The organism is Montanilutibacter psychrotolerans, from assembly GCF_003719825.1.
GTDB classification, from domain to species: domain Bacteria; phylum Pseudomonadota; class Gammaproteobacteria; order Xanthomonadales; family Xanthomonadaceae; genus Montanilutibacter; species Montanilutibacter psychrotolerans.
In genome coordinates this window covers 296,821-314,157 of the sequence record NZ_RIBS01000003.1, presented here as the reverse complement: position 1 = coordinate 314,157, position 17,337 = coordinate 296,821, and the positions used below count along the sequence as shown (strand labels likewise).

Here is a 17,337-nt window from a genome sequence, read left to right as displayed (position 1 = left end):
ACGGACCGGGCGCTGCCAGGCATGGCGCCGTAGCACCCGATTGGGCCTAAGCACGGTGCGATTCGTCATATGGACCGCTCACCGGGGCGATCTACACTGCCAATTCCGAATTTCCCGGCTTGGCCATGACGCACCCTCGTTCCAGTCACCTCGACCGCCTTGAGGCGGAAAGCATCCACGTGCTTCGTGAGGTGGCGGCTGCGTTCCGCAATCCGGTGATGCTGTACTCGGTCGGCAAGGACAGTTCGGTGCTGCTGCACCTGCTGATGAAGGCGTTCTATCCCGCGCGCCCGCCGATCCCGCTGCTGCACGTCGACACTGGCTGGAAGTTCGGCGAGATGATCGCGTTCCGCGACCGTCGAGCGGCCGAGACGGGGTGCGAGCTGCGCACCTACACCAACCCCGACGGCATCGCGCGCGGCATCGGTCCGATCAGCCACGGCGCCACCGTGCACACCGACGTGATGAAGACCCAGGCGCTCAAGCAGGCGCTGGACAAGTGGGGGTTCGATGCCGCGATCGGTGGAGCGCGCCGCGACGAGGAGAAGTCGCGCGCCAAGGAGCGCATCTTCTCGTTCCGCAGCGCACAGCATCGCTGGGACCCGAAGAACCAGCGCCCGGAGTTGTGGAACCTCTACAACACGCGAATCCACAAGGGCGAGTCGGTGCGCGCGTTCCCGATTTCCAACTGGACCGAGCTGGACGTGTGGCTGTACATCTACCGCGAGAAGATCCCGGTGCCGTCGCTGTATTTCGCCAGGGAGCGGCCGGTGGTCGAGCGCGATGGCGCGCTGATCATGGTCGACGATGATCGGCTGGCGCTGCGCGAAGGCGAGGTGGTGCGCAACCGCAAGGTGCGCTTCCGCACGCTGGGTTGCTATCCGCTGACCGGCGCGATCGAATCCGACGCCGACACGCTGGAGGCCATCATCGCCGAGATGCTGGTGGCCACCACCTCCGAACGCCAGGGTCGGGTGATCGACCAAGACCCGGGCGCCTCCATGGAGAAGAAGAAGCAGGAAGGGTATTTCTGATGGGCATCGACGACCGCCGGCGCCTGTCCGTTGTCGAGGGCACCGATTCCAGTGGGGCAGCTTCCAGCCAGGTCGATCCCGACAGCGCCGGCAGCGCCATCGCCGCCTACCTCCAACAGCACGAAAACAAGGGGCTGCTGCGCTTCATCACCTGCGGCAGCGTCGACGACGGCAAGAGCACGCTGATCGGGCGCCTGCTGCACGACACCAAGCTGCTGTTCGATGACCAGTTGGCCGCCCTCGAGAAGGACAGTGTTCGCCACGGCACGCAGAACGGCGAGATCGATTACGCCCTGCTGGTCGACGGTCTCGATGCCGAGCGCGAGCAGGGCATCACCATCGATGTCGCGTTCCGCTTCTTCGACACCGAGCGGCGCAAGTTCATCGTTGCCGACTGCCCCGGCCACGAGCAGTACACGCGCAACATGGCCACCGGCGCCTCCACGGCCGACCTGGCGATCGTGCTGGTCGACGCGCGCAAGGGCCTGCTGACACAGACGCGTCGGCACAGCTACATCGTCTCGCTGCTCGGCATCCGGCACGTGGTGCTTGCGGTCAACAAGATGGACCTGGTGGGTTACGACCAGCAGGTATACGACGAGATCGTCGACGGCTACCGCGAACTCGCCGCCCAGCTCGGGATCGAACACGTCACCAGCATTCCGTTGTCGGCGCTGAGGGGCGACAACATGCTCGGTCGCTCGGCGCAGACGCCCTGGTACCGCGGCGTGTCGCTGCTGGAACACCTGGAGACGGTGGATGTCGGTCGCGCGGCGCGTGCCGGCGGATTCCGCATGCCGGTGCAGTGGGTCGCGCGGCCCAATCAGGATTTCCGCGGCTTTGCCGGCACGCTGGTGGCGGGCGAGGTGCGGCCCGGCGACGAGATCGTGGCGCTGCCGTCCGGGCGTCGTTCGACCGTGGCGCGCATCGTGACTGCCGATGGCGACCTCGACGTCGCCGCCGATGGCCAGGCCGTGATGTTGACGCTGGCCGACGAGATCGATGTCAGTCGCGGCGATGTGCTGGCGCACGCGGCCAATCCGCCGCAGGTGGCCGACCAGTTCGCCGCGCACCTGCTGTGGATGGGCGAGCATCCGTTGCTCGCCGGCCGTCCGTACTGGCTGCGCATCGGCACGCGCACGGTTGGCGCGACGATCACCGAGATCAAGCACAAGATCGACGTCAACACGCAAGCGCAACTGGCGGCGCGGCACGTCGACCTCAACGAGGTCGCCTACTGCAACCTCAGCCTCGACGAGCCGGTGCCGTTCGAGGCCTACCGCGACAACCGCGGGCTCGGTGGCTTCATCCTGATCGATCGCCAGGACAACGGCACCGTGGCGGCGGGTGCGCTCGACTTCGCCCTGCGCCGTGCCGGCAACATCCACTGGCAGCACGTCGATGTCGACAAGGGCGCGCGCGGCCGCATCAAGCACCAGCAGCCGCGCTGCCTGTGGTTCACCGGCCTGTCGGGTTCGGGCAAGTCGACGATCGCCAACATCGTCGAGAAGCAGCTGCTCGCGATGGGGCGGCACACCTACCTGCTGGACGGTGACAACGTCCGCCACGGCCTCAACAAGGACCTGGGCTTCACCGATGCCGACCGCGTGGAGAACATCCGGCGCGTCGCGGAAGTCGCCCGGCTCATGGTCGACGCCGGCCTGATCGTGCTGGTGAGCTTCATCTCGCCGTTCCGTGCTGAACGTCGTCTGGCGCGCGACCTGTTTGCCGAGGGCGAGTTCGTGGAGACCTACGTCGACACGCCGCTGGCACTGGCCGAACAGCGCGACCCCAAGGGCCTGTACGCGAAGGCGCGCGCCGGCGAGATCATGAACTTCACCGGCATCGATTCGCCCTACGAACCTCCCGAGCACGCCGAACTGGTGCTGACGACGGCCGATGCGACGCCGGAACAGCTTGCCCAGCGCGTGATCGACCACCTGAAGGATGTCGGCGCGCTCTGAAGGGCGCGGTGTGGGCGGCATTCATCGCGAACACGACAACGCCGGCGACCCATGCTCCACGTCACGTTGGCGGACGTTCCAGGCGACTGGATGCATGAACGGGGGTTGCGGCGTCGGAATGTGATGGTCGTCGCGTAGCGGCAACTTGCCTGCGCAATCGTGCGACGAACGGGCGCATCGACTGGCCCGAAGCGCCTCCATTTCTTTGAGGCTGGCCGGTCCTTTGTCTTAGACTGGCCAAGCCCAGCGGGGCAGCAGGAATACGCGTGGCCGATGTCCTTGCGACAGCGTCCACATCAACGGGGGGATGGGTAATGAAGAAGCTTTTCGGTGTCCTGGCGGCTGCGCTGTTGTGCGCGTGCTCGCAGGACGGTACGCGCATCGGCGCTGATGGCGTCGCAGCGTCGGCGAACGCCGCGTCGGGTGTGCCTTCCACCATCGCCCAGCTCGGAGCGGCGCACAGCTTTGCGAGTGCTCCCGATCGCGGCGGGCTGGTGGAGTACGCGGGCGGCCGCACGCACACCAAGGGCGCCTACACCTGGCACCCGGTTTCGCTGAGCGAACGGCATGCATTGCAGGCGATCGTCGACGGCGAGATGACGATTCCAGTGCCCGGCGGCAACCCGGTCACGCTCAAGTACGAGCGCCATGTCGAGCACGACAACGGCAACTGGAGCTGGATCGGTCGCTCGACGTTGGACCCGGGGCAGACCTCGGTGATCACGTTCGGTGCTGAAGCCGCGTTCGGTACCGTTCCGATGGGTCCCGATGCGCCCGCGCTTCGCCTGACCACTGTCGCCGGCCGGCCGTGGATCGTCTCCACGGACCGCAACCTGGTGCGCGAACTGCACAACGCGGCCACCCGTCCGACCGCGCCCGACTACCTCGTCCCGCCCGGCAACCCCGGCGGCAAGGGGATGCAGGCCGCCGCGGCCAGCGCCGCTACTGCCTCGGCTTCGGCTTCGGCAACCAACACCCTCGATGTCGTGGTCGGCTACACCAACGGTTTCGCGACCGCGCGTGGCGGCACCAGTGCCGCGGTGACGCGCATCCAGAACCTCGTCGACATCACCAATGAGGCCTACGTCAGCAGCAACATCAACTGGCAGGTACGCCTGGTGGGCACGCTGGCGGTCAATTACGCCGACGCCACCAGCAACCAGACCACGCTCGAGGAGTTGACCGGATTCCGTGCGCCCAGCACCACCATCCCGGTCAACCCGGTGTTCAACGCGTTGCGTGCAGCGCGCGAGACGTACGGAGCCGACCTGGTTTCGCTGGTGCGCCAGTTCAAGACCCCCGAGAACGCCGGCTGCGGTATCGCCTGGATGATCGGCGGCGGCGGGCAGGTGATCGATCAGGGTTCCCAGATGTTCGGTTACTCGGTCGTCAGTGACGGCCAGGACGCGGGCGATGGCGGCACCTACTTCTGCCGCGAAGAGACCTTCGCGCACGAGCTCGGCCACAACCTGGGTTCCAACCACGACACCGTGACCGCCGGCGGCCAGCAAGGCGCGTACCCGTTCTCGTTCGGCTACAAGACCTCCGTGGCCAACGGCAACTTCTACACGATCATGGCCTACGGCGATCAGGGCCAGAGCGCCTACCGGGTGTTCTCCAACCCGGCCGTCACGACCTGTGGCGGGCGTGCCTGCGGCGTGGCCAACCAGGCCGACAACGCCCGCAGCATCAACCTCACCGCGCCGGTCATCAGCGCGTTCCGGGCAACGGTCGTCGTCCCGCCGGAGCCGACGGAACTGGTGCACAACGACATCGACGGCAACGAGAAGTCGGACGTGCTGATGGTCAAGCCCGGCTCGTTCGCCTACTGGGCTATGGACGCCAACGTCATCACCCGCTCGCGTGCGTTCACGCTGGGCACCGGACTGGTTCCGGTGGCCACGGGCGACTTCGACGGTAACGGCCGAGCCGACATCGCGTTCAAGAACGCCAGCCGGCAGATCTACCTGTGGCTGGGCGACGGCACGGTGTTCACCAGTGGCCTGGTTGCCTCGTTGGCCTCCGGTTACGAAGTGATCGGCGCCGGCGACGTCAATGCCGACGGCAAGGACGACCTGCTGCTGCACCGTCCGGGCCAGCTCGTGCATTGGGTCATGAACGGCACCACGATCACCAGCTCGAAGATCGTTCCGGTGGCCTCGGCCTTCAAGCCGGCAGCGGTCGGTGATTTCGACAACAACGGCCGCGCCGACATCGCCTGGCTCAACGACGCCAACGACATCTACATCTGGCTGGCCAACACCAGCAACTACAGCGGCAGCTTCCTGATCAAGCTCGATTCGCGCTTCACCATCCGCGCTGCATCGGACATCGATGGCGACGGCAAGAGCGACCTGCTGCTCTATCGTCCGGGGCAGATGGTGCAGTGGATCATGAACGGCGCGTCGCTCACGCGTTCGCGGGCGTTCTCGATCGTCACCAGCTACAACATCGCCTCGACCGGCGATTTCAATGGCGACGGTCGCGGTGACGTGGTGTGGCTGAAGACCGACGGCAACCTCTACATGTGGCTGGCGACGTCGACCGGGTTCTACACCAGCAAGGCAATGACCAAGCCGGCAGCCGGTTACGTGCTCGTTCGTTGAGGTTGAGTTAGGTCGTGCCCGCCTGGCGGGCACGACGCGTCACTACCGGTTTCACGCACAAGGCCGCCGAAAGGCGGCCTTGTCGTTTCGGGGGCGGGAGGTCTGCCTCGCTCGGTGCACCGCGTCTGCGGATGCTCGACGCTCCGGCACGCCGTTGGCGGCGCGCCGCGTACCGCGTCAGGAGGCTTCGGCGACCAATGGCTCGACGCGCGCGGGGAAGTCCGCCGGGTCGAACATCTCGTAGCCGAACAGCGTGAAATCCTCGCGGTAGAGGCGGTTGACCAGCGCCACGGTGGCGCGGTCGTAGCGGTCCAGGTACTTGGGCTGCGTGGTGCACAGACCGGTGCGCACGTTCTTGTCCGGCGCCTTGTCGAGCGTGATGCCAAGGCGCTCGCCCAGTCGCGTCATGTCCTCGACCAGGTGTTCGGCGCGTCCGACGAAATCCATCGTGGGCTCGCCATCCCGGCACGCAAACTCCGTCATCGGACAGAAACAGATCCAGCGCCAGTCCGAGCGGATGTCGGCGTGGGCGACGTGCTCGTGGAAGTAGCGCGCGAAGTCGTCGCCGATGGCATCGAACACCGGTTGCTTGGCGACCTTCCAGCGGGGGAAGTTTTCCGCGGCGAACCGGTCCTGCAGGTAGCCCGAGTAGAGCCGGTCGTAGGGATTGCGGACGAAGGTGAACTTGAAATAGTCGTCAAACCGCCCCGCGTGCTCGTCGCCCAGGAACTGCCGCACGGTCTGGTGCTGCACGTACCTGGACACCGGCCAGCCGATGTCGACACTGGGGCTCAGCGATTCGCGCAACGTGGCCGAAGCGGACTTGGGCACCACGAAGTACAGGAACCGGTGCCGGTGGGATATCACCATGGTTCAGAGGTTCTGGTAGTTCGGTCCCGCGCCGCCTTCCGGAGTGACCCAGTCGATGATCTGGTACGGGTCCTTGATGTCGCAGGTCTTGCAGTGCACGCAGTTGGCGGCATTGATCTGCAGGCGCTTGCCCTGCGCTTCGTCCTCGACGATCTCGTAGACGCCGGCCGGGCAGAAGCGCGTGCACGGGTTGCCGTATTCCTGGGTGCAGCGCGTCACGCACACCGAGGTGTCGTGCACCTTGAGGTGCACGGGCTGGTCTTCGTCGTGTTCGGTGGCGGCGAAGTACACGCCGGCCAGGCGGTCGCGTGGCGCGAGGGTGCGGTCGAGGTAATCGCGCCTGGGCTGCTCGTGTTCGCCCAGCTTGTCCAGCGAAGACCAGTCGGGCTTGTTCTTCAGCGTCCAGGGCGAATGACCGCCGGTGATGGTTTCCCAGGCGGCGTTGAGCATGCCCATCCACAACCCGCGCTTGAAGCCGGGCTTGATGTTGCGGACCTTGCGCAACTCGGCCATCGCTTCGGAGCCGCGCAGCTTCGCGTCGAAGCCCTCCGGTGCGAGCTGCGAGGCAACCAGGTGTTCGGCGGCGAGCATGCCGCTGCGGATTGCCTGGTGGGTGCCCTTCACCTTGGGCACGTTGAGCAGGCCGGCGGTGTCGCCGATCAGCAGCGCGCCGGGCATCTCGACCTTGGGCAGCGACTGCCAGCCGCCGGTCACGATGGCGCGCGCGCCGGCCGAGACCAGGTTGCCGCCTTCCAGCAGCGGCTTGACCATCGGGTGGTTCTTCCACTGCTGGAAGGCCTCCCACGGCTTGTAGTCCGGGTCCTTGTAATCCAGCCCGCTGACGTAGCCCAGCGCGATGCGGCCCTTGTCCAGGTGGTACAGGAAGCTGCCGCCGTAGGTGTGGCTGTCGGCCGGCCAGCCGAAGCTGTGCACGATCTTGCCCGGACAGACGCGCTCCTCGGGTACCTGCCACAGCTCCTTGATGCCGATCGAGTAGCCCTGCGGGTCGCTGTCGGCGTCGAGCTTGAACTGCCGGATAAGCCGCTTGGTGAGGTGCCCGCGCGCGCCCTCGGCCAGGACCGTGACCTTGGCGCGGATGTCGATGCCGGCGGTGTAGCCGGGCTTGTGCGATCCGTCCTTGGCGACGCCCATGTCGCCGATGCGCACGCCCACGACGCGGCCATCGGCGTCATGCAGGGTCTCGGACGCGGCAAAGCCGGGGTAGATCTCCACGCCCAGGGCCTCGGCCTGCGGCGCCAGCCACGCGCACATCGCACCGAGGCTGACGATCACGTTGCCGTGATTGTTCATGCCCGGCGGCACGGGCAGCTTGCGCCCGCCGGTCTTGCTGAGCAGCCAGAACTCGTCGTCCGTGGCCGGCACGCAGATCGGCGGCGGATTGTCGCGCCAGCCCGGCAGCAACGCATCGAGCGGGCCGGTTTCGATCACCGCGCCGGACAGGATGTGCGCGCCGATGGTCGAGGCCTTCTCGATCACGCATACCGAGAGTTCCGGGTTGAGCTGCTTGAGCCGGATCGCGAACGACAGTCCGGCCGGGCCGGCGCCAACCGCGACGACGTCGTATTCCATGACATCGCGCTCGATCGGCGTGTCGACGTCGGTACCGTGGGCTTCGCTCATGCTGGCTGCTCCGCTTGCTGCGCGTTGAAGGCGGCCAGGACGGCCGCGTAGGTCAGTCGGAGATTGTCGCGGGTTTGCGGCGGGCAGCCAAATGATGCGATGCGCCCGGTGCGGGCGCCGCGGCGGAAGCGGGCGTCCGGAGTGCGGCCTGACATCGCGGTCGGACCGGATCGGTGCGGCCGGATTGGCCGTTTGCCACGGCCTGTTCAGCGTTCAGCGACGGGGTGGGGGCCGCCCGCCGCAACACCGCCAAAGTGGGCGGCGCGCCCGGATTCAGCGATGCACGCCCCGCTCGTGCGCTTCGCCGCTGGCCAGTACCCAGCCGGCCATCTGGCCGGTCAGCGCGCCCAGCGCCCGGTCGAACGCATCGATCACGGCTGGCACCGCGGTCGCCGACGCCGGCTGCGCCTGCAGGAAGGTGCGCGAGGCCACCACCTGCTGATCCTTGACGTGCATGAGCTTGGCGTTGACCTCGATCGTCGCCGACGGCATGGCCGCGGCATCGGCGTACGCCGACTCGAATCGGCGGATGTCGAGCACCAGCCGGTAGTCGGTGTTGATGCCACTGCCGGCGCGCGTGGCCACCGGGATGCGCCCGGAGTCCTCGAGCGTGCGCAGCAGGCTGTCCACCAGCATCGCGCTGGGCGGCTTGGCCCAGGTCGCGCCCTTGTAGACCTGCAGTTCGTTCGCGCTTGGCCGCACGGCGATGCGCACGCTGTCGACCGACCGCGAGCTGGCGGGCGCGGTCACGCCCAGCTGCCATGTGACGCTGGGCCACTCCGGCGCCGCGGCCGGGCGGGGGTCGGGGGCGTAGACCGTCGGCGCATCCTTGGGCTTGTTGCCCACGATCGAACAACCTGCCAGCAGCAGGCCCAGGCCGATGGCCATCGTTGCCGGGGCGAGACGGTGAAACGCCGCGGGCGGGCAGGGGCGGGTGGTCATTTCGGTTCGAACTCCTTGGGTGCGTCGCGACCGAGCAGGTAGCGCGCCGGGCTGCTTTCGAAGCGGTCGCTGATGCCGCGCAGGTCGCGCACCAGCAGCCGCAGTTCGGCCAGGGTCGGGCCCAACTGGCCCAGCCCGTCGTTGGCGAAGCTCGTGATCGCGGCCCGGTTGTCGTTGACCAGGCCGTCGGCGCCGCTGGCGGCCGAATCGAGCTTGGCGAGCGTGGTGTCGAGCTTTCCGACCAGGCCCGGCAGCTTCTGGACGAGTTCGCGGTCGACGTCGGTCATCGCGCGGTTGGTGGTGGCCAGCGTGGCTTCAAGCTGCTCGCTGGACTTGCGCGCATTGATGATCAGCGCGCGCATGTCCTCGCGCTGGTCGGCGATCGAGCCGGTCAGTGACTCGACGTTGGCCAGGGTGTTGGACAGGCGGTTGACGTTTTCCTGGCTCAGCACCTGGTCGAGCCGCGCGACAAGCCGGTTGGCGGTGTCGGCGATGTTTTGCAGCGCCGAGGCTTCGGTCTGGATGACCGGTATCTCGCTGTTGTCGACATCGGTCAGAGCGGGACTGCCGGGGCTGCCGCCGGTGAGCTGGATGATCGGCGTGCCGGTCAGGCTGGGCATGGTGATCTTGGCGCGCGTGTCGGCCTTGACCGGCGTGTCGGCCTGCAGGCGCAACTTGGCGAACACCCGGCGCGGATCGTCCGGTGCCAGTCGCAGCGAGGTGATCGTGCCGACCGAGATGCCGTTGTACTGCACCGAGCTGCCCTCGGTCAGGCCGGTGACGGGCTCGTTGAACACGATGGCGTAATCGCGCCAGCCCTGGTCGGAGGAGTACTTCGCCGCCCACAGCGCGAACAGCAGCAACAGGCCGCTGGCCAGCAGGGTGAAAGCGCCGATGAGGACGTAATTGGCCTTGGTTTCCATCGTGGGGTGCCTGGTGGCGCGGGTGCGGAGTGGGAGCGGAGTGGGACGGGCGGAAGTGGAAGTCGGATCAGCGCGGCAACCGCCGCAGGGAGCGTCGCTGTGACCGGTCGCGCTTCGTGTCGCCACGAGCGCGGGACCGGCCAAAACTACACCGTGGCCTTGCCGCGGGCGTCACGGTACGTCAACCAGCGGGTCGTTGCGGTCGCGTGCGTGCTGCGCGGCGCGCGCCCGTGGTCCATGGAAATACTCCTGCACCCAGGGGTGGTCGAAGCGCTCGATGTTGGCCGGCGTGTCGCAGGCGACCACGCGGCGATCGGCGAGCACCGCGATCCGGTCGCAGATGGCGTACAGCGTGTCCAGGTCGTGGGTGATCAGGAACACCGTCAGCCCCAGTGCCTGCTGAAGGGTGCGGATCAGGTTGTCGAACGCGGCCGCACCGATCGGATCGAGGCCGGCGGTCGGCTCGTCCAGGAACAGCAGCGGCGGATCCAACGCCAGGGCGCGGGCGATGCCGGCGCGCTTGCGCATGCCGCCCGACAACTGCGACGGCAGCTTGTCGATGGCTTCGGCGGGCAGGCCGGCAAGCTTGACCTTGAGCAGCGCCAGCTCGTAGCGCAACGAGTCGGGCAGATCCGGGTGGTACTCCTTGAGCGGCACCTGCACGTTTTCGCCGACCGTCAACGACGAGAACAGCGCGCCGTCCTGGAACAGCACGCCGGTGCGCCGCTCGATCAGCCGGCGCGCCTGCGGGTCGTCGCTGCGCGCGTCCAGCCCCAGCACCTCGATCTGGCCCGCATCGGGCTGGCGCAGGCGCAGGATCGAGCGCATCAGCACGGACTTGCCTGTGCCCGAGCCGCCGACCACGCCCAGGATCTCGCCACGACGCACGTCGAGGTCGAGGTCCTCGTGCACGACCTGTTCGCCGAAGCTGTTGAACAGGCCCCGGACGCGGATGATCGGTGAGTTGTCGGCGGCGGAAGTCATCGGGAGATCAGGAGTGGTCGGCCGGCGGGTGCGCCGCCGGCGGGGAGTGAATGGTCAGTTCCAGCCAATGCAAAACCGTGTCGCCGGCTCCACGGCGGTCCTTGCCAGTGGCGCGGACGCGCCCGGCCGCGGCAGCGACGGCGTGTCCCGTTCTCAAAATCCCATCTTCATGAACCAGATCGCGGCGAACGCGTCGATGATGATGACCAGCGAGATCGCCTGCACCACGCTCGAGGTCGTGCGTTCGCCGACCGACTGCGCGGTGCCGCTGACCTGCAGGCCTTCCAGGCAGCCGATCAGGGAGATCACCAGCGCGAACACCGGTGCTTTCACCAGGCCGACCAGGAAGTGCCGCAGTTCCATCGTCTCGTGCATTCGTCCCAGGTATTGCTGAGGCGGGATGTCCAGCGCGTAGGCGCCCACCGTCAAGCCGCCGAGCAGGCCGGCGATCATCGCCACGAAGGTCAGCAGCGGAAGCATGATCAGCAAGGCCAGCACGCGCGGGATGACCAGCAGGTCGATCGGGTCCATGCCCAGGGTCCGGATCGCATCGACCTCCTCGCGGCTTTTCATCGCGCCGATCTGCGCGGTGAACGCGCTGGAGGTACGGCCGGCAATCAGGATGGCGGTCAACAGCACGCCGAACTCGCGCAGGAAGGAGATGCTGACCAGTTCGACGACGAAGATCTCGGCGCCGAAGTCGCGCAGGATGGTCGAGCCCAGGAACGCGACCACCGCGCCCACCAGGAAGCACAGCAGCGCCACCAGCGGCACGGCGTCGAGGCCGACCTGCTCCATGTGGAAGACGGTTGCGATCGGGCGGAAGCGGCCCGGTTCGCGGACCATGCGCAGCAGCTTCAGCAAGGTCTCGCCGAAGAAGCTGATCAGCGCGCGGAACTCGCCCCAGTTGTCGTGTACCGCGAATCCCAAGCGCGCCAGCGCAGCGGCGACACCGTACTCGCGCTTGCGCGGCGGGCGGTCGTCGGCGACGTCGTCGATCGCGCAGACCAACGCGCGGTGGTCCTCGCGGAAGGCGAACGCTTCGAAGTCCAGGTTGTGCCGTCGCGCGAAGCGAAGCAGCTGCAGCACGCCGACCGAGTCGAGACGATCGACGGCACTGGCGTCGAGCGCGGTGGCCGACGCGGGCGCGCGGGCGAGGCAGGCCGCGATCTCGGCGGCGTGTTCAAGCGTCCAGTGCCCGGACAGGCGGATACGCGACGGCTCGTCGGCGTCGACGGTCAACTGCGGCGGGGCTGTGGCGGGCTCGATCATGCTCGTGGGCAGGATACAGACTTGCCTGTATGCGGTCAGGAGCACGCGCCGGGTGCCGGGCACGCCGTTCGCATGCGATGCTTTCGGCGATGCCCTCTCCCGCACCCAACAGCAGCGCCAGCTACGGCGAACGCGTCGACTTCGTCATCGAGCTGGCCAGGCGCCTGCACGCCTATGGCACCACCGCGCAACGCATCGAGGGCGCGATCACCGCCGTCGCCCACAAACTGCGGTTGGAATGCGAGCCGTGGTCGAACCCGACCGGCATGATCCTCACCTTCAGCGACCCCGCGCGTCGCCCCGGCGAGGCCGACATCACCCGTGTGATCCGCCTGCCGCTGGGCGAGAACGACCTGCACCGGCTCAGCGAGACCGACCGCATCGCCGAGGACGTCCTCGTCGGCAGGCTCGACCTGGCCCAGGCGCTCGCGGCGATGCGGGCGCTCGACACGCTGCCCACGCGGCGCGCGCGCGCGCTGCAGGTGTTTGGTTTCGGCCTCGCCGCCACTGCCATCGCCGGACTGCTGCGGCTGCCCTGGCTGGACATCGTGGTGGCTGGCTGCAACGGGCTGATGATCGGCCTGCTGGTGCTGCTGGCCGAGCTGCGCCCGCGACTGCGCGAAGGCTTTGAAGCGGTTGCCGCGCTGCTTGCGTCGATGGTGGCGGTGCTGGTGGCCAGCTTCATCGCGCCACTGAACCAGAACACCGTGATCATTGCGTCGCTGATCGTGCTGCTGCCGGGCATGGCACTCACCAATGCCGTCAACGAGCTCACCAGTGGGCACCTGGTCTCGGGTACCGCGCGCTTTTCCGGTGCGGTGACCACGGTAATGAAACTGGCGGTGGGCGCGATAATCGCGCTGTACCTGTGCGAGTTGCTGGGTCTGCAACCGCAGGTGCGCGCAATGCGCCCGCAACCGGGCTGGATGGAATGGCTCTCGCTGGCGATGGCGTCGTTTGCGTTCGCCGTGCTGTTCCGCGCCGATATCCGCGATTACCCGAAGGTGATGGCCGCCGCCGCGACCGGTTATCTGGTCGCACGGTTCGGTGGCATGGCGTTCGGTAGTCCCGCCGGGATATTCCTGGCGGCGTTGCTGATGACCGTGGCCGGTAATGCGTTTGCGCGCTGGTGGCACCGCCCGGGTGCGCTGATCCGCGTGCCAGGAATCATCATGCTGGTGCCGGGCAGCGTCAGTCTGCGTGGTCTGCTCGACCTCCTGCAGCAGCAGGACATCGTGGTGGGCCAGGGGGCTGTGCTGGCGGTGCTCAATATCCTGCTGGCACTGATCGCCGGCCTGCTTTTCGGCAACCTGCTGCTGGCCGCGCGCCGCAACCTCTAACGGGGCGCGCACCGTCGCTGCTGGTGGTCGGTGCAAATAACGAGAAGGCGTTGCGGGAGCCCACCGTGCGTGGAGCCAACGGGCAGAACCGGCAAACAAAATGGCGGGAAGAGCCGGCAACTGAACCGGCTGGCTGAACCGGGAAGCCTCGTCGGCGAGCGTCAACGGTCGGTACCGCTCGCAATCCATTACGCGCATCACTTCTCGCGATCGCCAATCGCGAACGCCTTTCGCAATCGCCCTTCGCAATCGCCCTTCGCAAAAACGCCGGCACTGGGCCGGCGCTTTCGCAAGGTGGTTCCCGATTCGTCGCGGGTTGCCCGATCGACTTACTTGATCAGAAACTCCGCGAGCGAGCGGCCTGCGCCGGTGTGAGCGGCAAGCCAACGCGGCTGCTTGCCACGACCGGTCCAGGTCTCGCTCGCATTCTCGGGGTTGCGGTACTTCGGAGCGACCTTGCTGGTGGCCTTGCGCGGCTTCTTCGCGGCGGGCGATGCCGATCGCGGTGCGCGCGCAGCGGCGCCGGCGTTGCCGAACAGCTCGGCGACGGTATAGCCCTCGGCCTTCAGCAGTGCTGCGACTTTCTTCTGCACCGCGGCAATCGGCTTGCGCTTGGCAAGCGTGGTCTTGCGCTTCTTGGCCTGAGTGATCAGGGCCTGAAGCTCCTTGGTGGACAGCTTGTTGATATCGATCGACATCGGAAACCTCCGGATTATGGGGTGGACAGTGCCATTCCCTGGCTTGCGTCGATCATGGTAGCGCGCAGCGTGTTGTCGAGTAAATCGACAAAATACCCGGATTCGGTTTCCCAATACCCGGCCAGGGTAATCATCGGTCACCGGAAGGCATGCCCCGCACGGCGAATGGCCGGCGTAATGCCCTCAACCTGAACGGAGGTGCTGAAGCGCCAGAGCGCTTTCCCCGGCCCACCGCGGCGGATTTGCCCGCCCGGGAGATTTCCGTCTGCCCGTGCGTGGTGTCGGTTTGCGGGTGCACTCAGGCACACGGGGCGCCCTGGCAGCCTTTGCGCTGCCTGGAAGGCGGCCGGGCCGCCAGTAGAACGGCGGGTGCCCCCAAGGAGGAGGCACCCGCCATTCCCGCTTCCGGCTGGCTCAGCCGTGGCCGCCGGCGCCGAGGCGGGCAAACAAGGCGTTGCGATCGAGGCTTTCCGCCTCGCTGGCCCGGCGGTGGCGGTATTCGAACGTGCCCGCGCCAAGGCCGCGCTCGGAAACCACGACGCGATGCGGGATGCCGATCAGTTCCATGTCGGCAAACATCGCGCCGGGACGCTGACCCCGGTCGTCGAGCGCGGTTTCGATACCGGCGGCATTCAACTCGCGATACAGCGTCTGCGCGGCTTCGGCTACCGCGGGATCGTTCTTGGGATTGATCACGCAAACCACTGCCAGCCACGGTGCCATCGCATCGGGCCACGCGATGCCGGCGTCGTCGTGATTCTGTTCGATTGCCGCCGCGACGATCCGCGATACGCCAATGCCGTAGCAGCCCATCGCCGGAATCGTGGCCTTGCCGGTTTCGTCCAGCACGGTGCATTTCATGGCTTCGGCATATTTGCGGCCGAGCTGGAACACGTGGCCGACCTCGATGCCGCGCGCGATGCCGAGCGTGCCCTGGCCATCGGGCGAGCGATCGCCTTCGACCACGTTGCGGATGTCGGCGACCACCGCAGGTTCGGGCAGGTCGCGGCCCCAGTTCACGCCGGCAAGGTGGTAACCGGACGCGTTGGCGCCGACCACGAAATCGGCCATTGCCGCGACGCTGCGGTCGGCGACAACGCGGATCGGCCTGGCCGGTGCGACCGGGCCAAGGAAGCCGGGCTCGCTGCCCAGGTGTTGGGCGATCTCGGCCTCGGTGGCGAGGCGGTAATCCGCCAGGCCGGCCAGCTTGGCCAGCTTGATCTCGTTGACGACGTGGTCGCCGCGCACCAGCGCCAGCACGAACTGACCACCCGGGTCGGCGCCATCAATGGCGTCGCCCATCAGCGCCACCGACTTGACCGTGCGCTGGAGCGCGATGCCGAGCAATGCGGCGACGTCCTCGCAGGTCTTCTGCGTGGGCGTGTCGACCTTGCGCAGGGCCTCGGTCGGGGCGGGGCGATCGCCCGGCGAGACGGCCTCGGCCGCTTCCAGGTTGGCCGCGTACGCGGAGCCGTCGGAAAACGCGATCGCGTCTTCGCCCGAGTCGGCCAGCACGTGGAACTCCTGCGATGCGTCGCCACCGATCGCGCCGCTGTCGGCCTGCACCGCGCGGAACTTGAGGCCCAGGCGGGTGAACACGCGGCTGTAGGCGTCGTGCATGTTGCGGTACTCACGCACCAGGTCCTCGTCGGTGACGTGGAACGAGTACGCGTCCTTCATCAGGAACTCGCGCGCGCGCATCACGCCGAAACGCGGGCGGATCTCGTCGCGGAACTTGGTCTGGATCTGGTAGAAGTTGACCGGCAGCTGCTTGTAGCTGGCCAGTTCGTTGCGCGCGAAGTCGGTGATGACTTCCTCGGCGGTCGGGCCGTAGCAGTACTCGGCTTCCTTGCGATCCCGGATCTTGAGCAGCTGGCCACCGAATTTCTCCCAGCGCCCGGTTTCTTCCCACAGCTCGCGTGGCTGCACCGACGGCATCAGCAGCTCGATCGCACCGGCTGCGTCCATTTCCTCGCGCACCACGCGCTCGACCTTGCGCAGCACGCGCAGGCCCAGTGGCGACCAGGTGTACAGACCGGCGGCGAGCTTGCGGATCATGCCGGCCTTGAGCATCAGCTTGTGGCTGATCACTTCGGCGTCGGCGGGGGTTTCCTTGCTGGTGCGGAGATGGAACTGCGACAGGCGCATCGGCGGGCTTCTGGGCGAGGGAAGCGGCGATTTTAGCGGGGAAGTCGCCCGCGCTGCGGTGCGGGGTGTCGCCGAACCGTCGGCTCGGGGGTCGCGGTGGGGCCCGGGATCAGGGGCGGTCGCCGTGGATCTCGATGCCTTCGCGCGGTTGCGTGTCCAGACGCTCCACCTTGCCCGAGGCCTTGCCCGGGCGCGGGGGCTCACTGGTGACCTGCAGCACGCCGGCGCGGTCGCGCCAGCGATACAGCGCCGGGCGCGCCGCTTGCGCCTGGGCGGCGCGCGCCTCTTGCGCACGTTGCTGTTTACGCTGGGTTTCCTGGGGGGTGTCGCGCGACACCCACCATGCCAGGCCGGAGCCGAACAGCACACCGGCCACGATCGCCCAGCCCAGTTTCATGCGCGCGGTGTGTCCGCGATCAGTACTTGCCCGACTCGGCGGGGGCGGCCTGCGGGGTGGCCTGCGGCGCGCTGGCCGGCTGGCTGACAGTCGAGGCGCCGCAGTAGGTCTTGACCGCGGCTTCCGCCATCGCGGTGCGGTTGGTGCGCTCTTCCGCACTCAGGTTGCGGTCGGCCTTGCCGTCCTTGTTCTCGTCGACGCCAACCTGGCCCTGGCCCTGGAGCACCGTCAGGTTGCTGCGCGCGTTGCTGCAGTTGGCGTTGACCACCGGCTTGGCTGCCGTTGGCGCGGGCGGGGTGGAGGCATCGCGCACGTCGCGGTTCTGGTAGTTCTGGCCGGCAGGCGGCGAGTCGGAATAGTGGGTCACGCCGTTGGCGTCCTTCCACTGGTACACCTGCCCGGCAAACGCCGGCAGTGCAACCAGCAGCAACCCGGCACCGATCCATGGCAGTGCACCGCGCAGGACGCGGGCAGGGGAGTGGATGGGCTGGTTGAACATGGCGGTCTCCGATGGGGGG

The 17,337-nt window shown here is 67.5% G+C and carries 14 protein-coding genes; 4 read left to right on the top strand and 10 right to left on the bottom strand.

What is annotated here, in order from left to right; translation table 11 throughout:
* The first annotated feature begins 125 nt into the window (after positions 1–125).
* The 3 genes from cysD (at position 126) to EER27_RS08150 (ending at position 5,604) form a co-directional block, all read left to right on the top strand.
* The gene (gene cysD / locus EER27_RS08160) at positions 126–1,034 is read left to right on the top strand and encodes a sulfate adenylyltransferase subunit CysD (RefSeq protein WP_123087532.1); all 909 of its coding nucleotides are present in this window, start codon (positions 126–128) and stop codon (positions 1,032–1,034) included.
* Entirely contained in the window at positions 1,034–2,998 is a 1,965-nt protein-coding gene (gene cysN, locus EER27_RS08155; protein WP_123087531.1) for a sulfate adenylyltransferase subunit CysN, read from the top strand. Before cysD ends, cysN begins: the two co-directional genes overlap by 1 nt.
* 314 nt (positions 2,999–3,312) lie before the next feature.
* Positions 3,313–5,604: a reprolysin-like metallopeptidase gene (locus tag EER27_RS08150; protein ID WP_123087530.1), complete on the top strand. Its 2,292-nt coding sequence runs from the start codon at positions 3,313–3,315 to the stop codon at positions 5,602–5,604.
* Between the two features lie 177 nt (positions 5,605–5,781).
* Here the strand turns inward: EER27_RS08150 and EER27_RS08145 are convergent, their stop codons facing one another.
* The 6 genes from EER27_RS08145 to EER27_RS08120 all read right to left on the bottom strand — a co-directional run bounded on the left by EER27_RS08145 (position 5,782) and on the right by EER27_RS08120 (position 12,341).
* Positions 5,782–6,474 carry a sulfotransferase family 2 domain-containing protein gene (locus EER27_RS08145; RefSeq protein WP_123087529.1) on the bottom strand — a complete coding sequence of 231 codons (693 nt, stop codon included), beginning with the start codon at positions 6,472–6,474 and terminating at the stop codon, positions 5,782–5,784.
* Between the two features lie 3 nt (positions 6,475–6,477).
* Positions 6,478–8,115, bottom strand: coding sequence for an electron transfer flavoprotein-ubiquinone oxidoreductase (locus EER27_RS08140; protein WP_123087528.1), 1,638 nt, complete (start codon positions 8,113–8,115; stop codon positions 6,478–6,480).
* 273 nt (positions 8,116–8,388) lie between these two features.
* The gene (locus tag EER27_RS08135; protein ID WP_223807247.1) at positions 8,389–9,003 is read right to left on the bottom strand and encodes an ABC-type transport auxiliary lipoprotein family protein; all 615 of its coding nucleotides are present in this window, start codon (positions 9,001–9,003) and stop codon (positions 8,389–8,391) included.
* A gap of 50 nt (positions 9,004–9,053) precedes the next feature.
* A complete protein-coding gene (locus EER27_RS08130) occupies positions 9,054–9,980 on the bottom strand; it encodes an MlaD family protein (protein WP_123087526.1) in 927 nt (308 codons plus the stop codon).
* Between the two features lie 171 nt (positions 9,981–10,151).
* On the bottom strand, positions 10,152–10,964 hold the full coding sequence (locus tag EER27_RS08125) for an ABC transporter ATP-binding protein (protein ID WP_123087525.1): 813 nt from the start codon (positions 10,962–10,964) through the stop codon (positions 10,152–10,154).
* 153 nt (positions 10,965–11,117) lie between these two features.
* Positions 11,118–12,341: an ABC transporter permease gene (locus EER27_RS08120; RefSeq protein ID WP_190285701.1), complete on the bottom strand. Its 1,224-nt coding sequence runs from the start codon at positions 12,339–12,341 to the stop codon at positions 11,118–11,120.
* Between EER27_RS08120 and EER27_RS08115 the strand changes: the two genes are divergently transcribed.
* The gene (locus EER27_RS08115; RefSeq protein ID WP_425480824.1) at positions 12,314–13,576 is read left to right on the top strand and encodes a threonine/serine exporter family protein; all 1,263 of its coding nucleotides are present in this window, start codon (positions 12,314–12,316) and stop codon (positions 13,574–13,576) included. The genes EER27_RS08120 and EER27_RS08115 overlap by 28 nt on opposite strands.
* A 329-nt stretch (positions 13,577–13,905) precedes the next feature.
* Here the strand turns inward: EER27_RS08115 and EER27_RS08110 are convergent, their stop codons facing one another.
* The 4 genes from EER27_RS08110 to EER27_RS08095 all read right to left on the bottom strand — a co-directional run bounded on the left by EER27_RS08110 (position 13,906) and on the right by EER27_RS08095 (position 17,318).
* Positions 13,906–14,274, bottom strand: a complete 369-nt coding sequence (locus tag EER27_RS08110; protein WP_123087523.1) for an H-NS histone family protein — start codon at positions 14,272–14,274, stop codon at positions 13,906–13,908.
* Positions 14,275–14,688: 414 nt separating this feature from the next.
* Positions 14,689–16,422, bottom strand: a complete 1,734-nt coding sequence (locus tag EER27_RS08105) for a proline--tRNA ligase (protein WP_123087522.1) — start codon at positions 16,420–16,422, stop codon at positions 14,689–14,691.
* Positions 16,423–16,531: 109 nt separating this feature from the next.
* Positions 16,532–16,819 carry a DUF4124 domain-containing protein gene (locus EER27_RS08100; RefSeq protein WP_123087521.1) on the bottom strand — a complete coding sequence of 96 codons (288 nt, stop codon included), beginning with the start codon at positions 16,817–16,819 and terminating at the stop codon, positions 16,532–16,534.
* 19 nt (positions 16,820–16,838) lie between these two features.
* Complete coding sequence (locus EER27_RS08095) at positions 16,839–17,318, bottom strand: DUF4124 domain-containing protein (RefSeq protein WP_123087520.1); 480 nt, start codon at positions 17,316–17,318, stop codon at positions 16,839–16,841.
* Positions 17,319–17,337: the final 19 nt, after the last annotated feature.

What these genes read in the sequence shown, in the direction of transcription:
- cysD (WP_123087532.1), top strand. Translation starts at nt 126, where the DNA reads ATGACGCACCCTCGTTCCAGTCACCTCGACCGCCTTGAGGCGGAAAGC.
- cysN (WP_123087531.1), top strand. Translation starts at nt 1,034, where the DNA reads ATGGGCATCGACGACCGCCGGCGCCTGTCCGTTGTCGAGGGCACCGAT.
- EER27_RS08150 (WP_123087530.1), top strand. Translation starts at nt 3,313, where the DNA reads ATGAAGAAGCTTTTCGGTGTCCTGGCGGCTGCGCTGTTGTGCGCGTGC.
- EER27_RS08145 (WP_123087529.1), bottom strand. Translation starts at nt 6,474, where the DNA reads ATGGTGATATCCCACCGGCACCGGTTCCTGTACTTCGTGGTGCCCAAG.
- EER27_RS08140 (WP_123087528.1), bottom strand. Translation starts at nt 8,115, where the DNA reads ATGAGCGAAGCCCACGGTACCGACGTCGACACGCCGATCGAGCGCGAT.
- EER27_RS08135 (WP_223807247.1), bottom strand. Translation starts at nt 9,003, where the DNA reads ATGGCCATCGGCCTGGGCCTGCTGCTGGCAGGTTGTTCGATCGTGGGC.
- EER27_RS08130 (WP_123087526.1), bottom strand. Translation starts at nt 9,980, where the DNA reads ATGGAAACCAAGGCCAATTACGTCCTCATCGGCGCTTTCACCCTGCTG.
- EER27_RS08125 (WP_123087525.1), bottom strand. Translation starts at nt 10,964, where the DNA reads ATGACTTCCGCCGCCGACAACTCACCGATCATCCGCGTCCGGGGCCTG.
- EER27_RS08115 (WP_425480824.1), top strand. Translation starts at nt 12,314, where the DNA reads ATGCTTTCGGCGATGCCCTCTCCCGCACCCAACAGCAGCGCCAGCTAC.
- EER27_RS08110 (WP_123087523.1), bottom strand. Translation starts at nt 14,274, where the DNA reads ATGTCGATCGATATCAACAAGCTGTCCACCAAGGAGCTTCAGGCCCTG.
- EER27_RS08105 (WP_123087522.1), bottom strand. Translation starts at nt 16,422, where the DNA reads ATGCGCCTGTCGCAGTTCCATCTCCGCACCAGCAAGGAAACCCCCGCC.
- EER27_RS08100 (WP_123087521.1), bottom strand. Translation starts at nt 16,819, where the DNA reads ATGAAACTGGGCTGGGCGATCGTGGCCGGTGTGCTGTTCGGCTCCGGC.
- EER27_RS08095 (WP_123087520.1), bottom strand. Translation starts at nt 17,318, where the DNA reads ATGTTCAACCAGCCCATCCACTCCCCTGCCCGCGTCCTGCGCGGTGCA.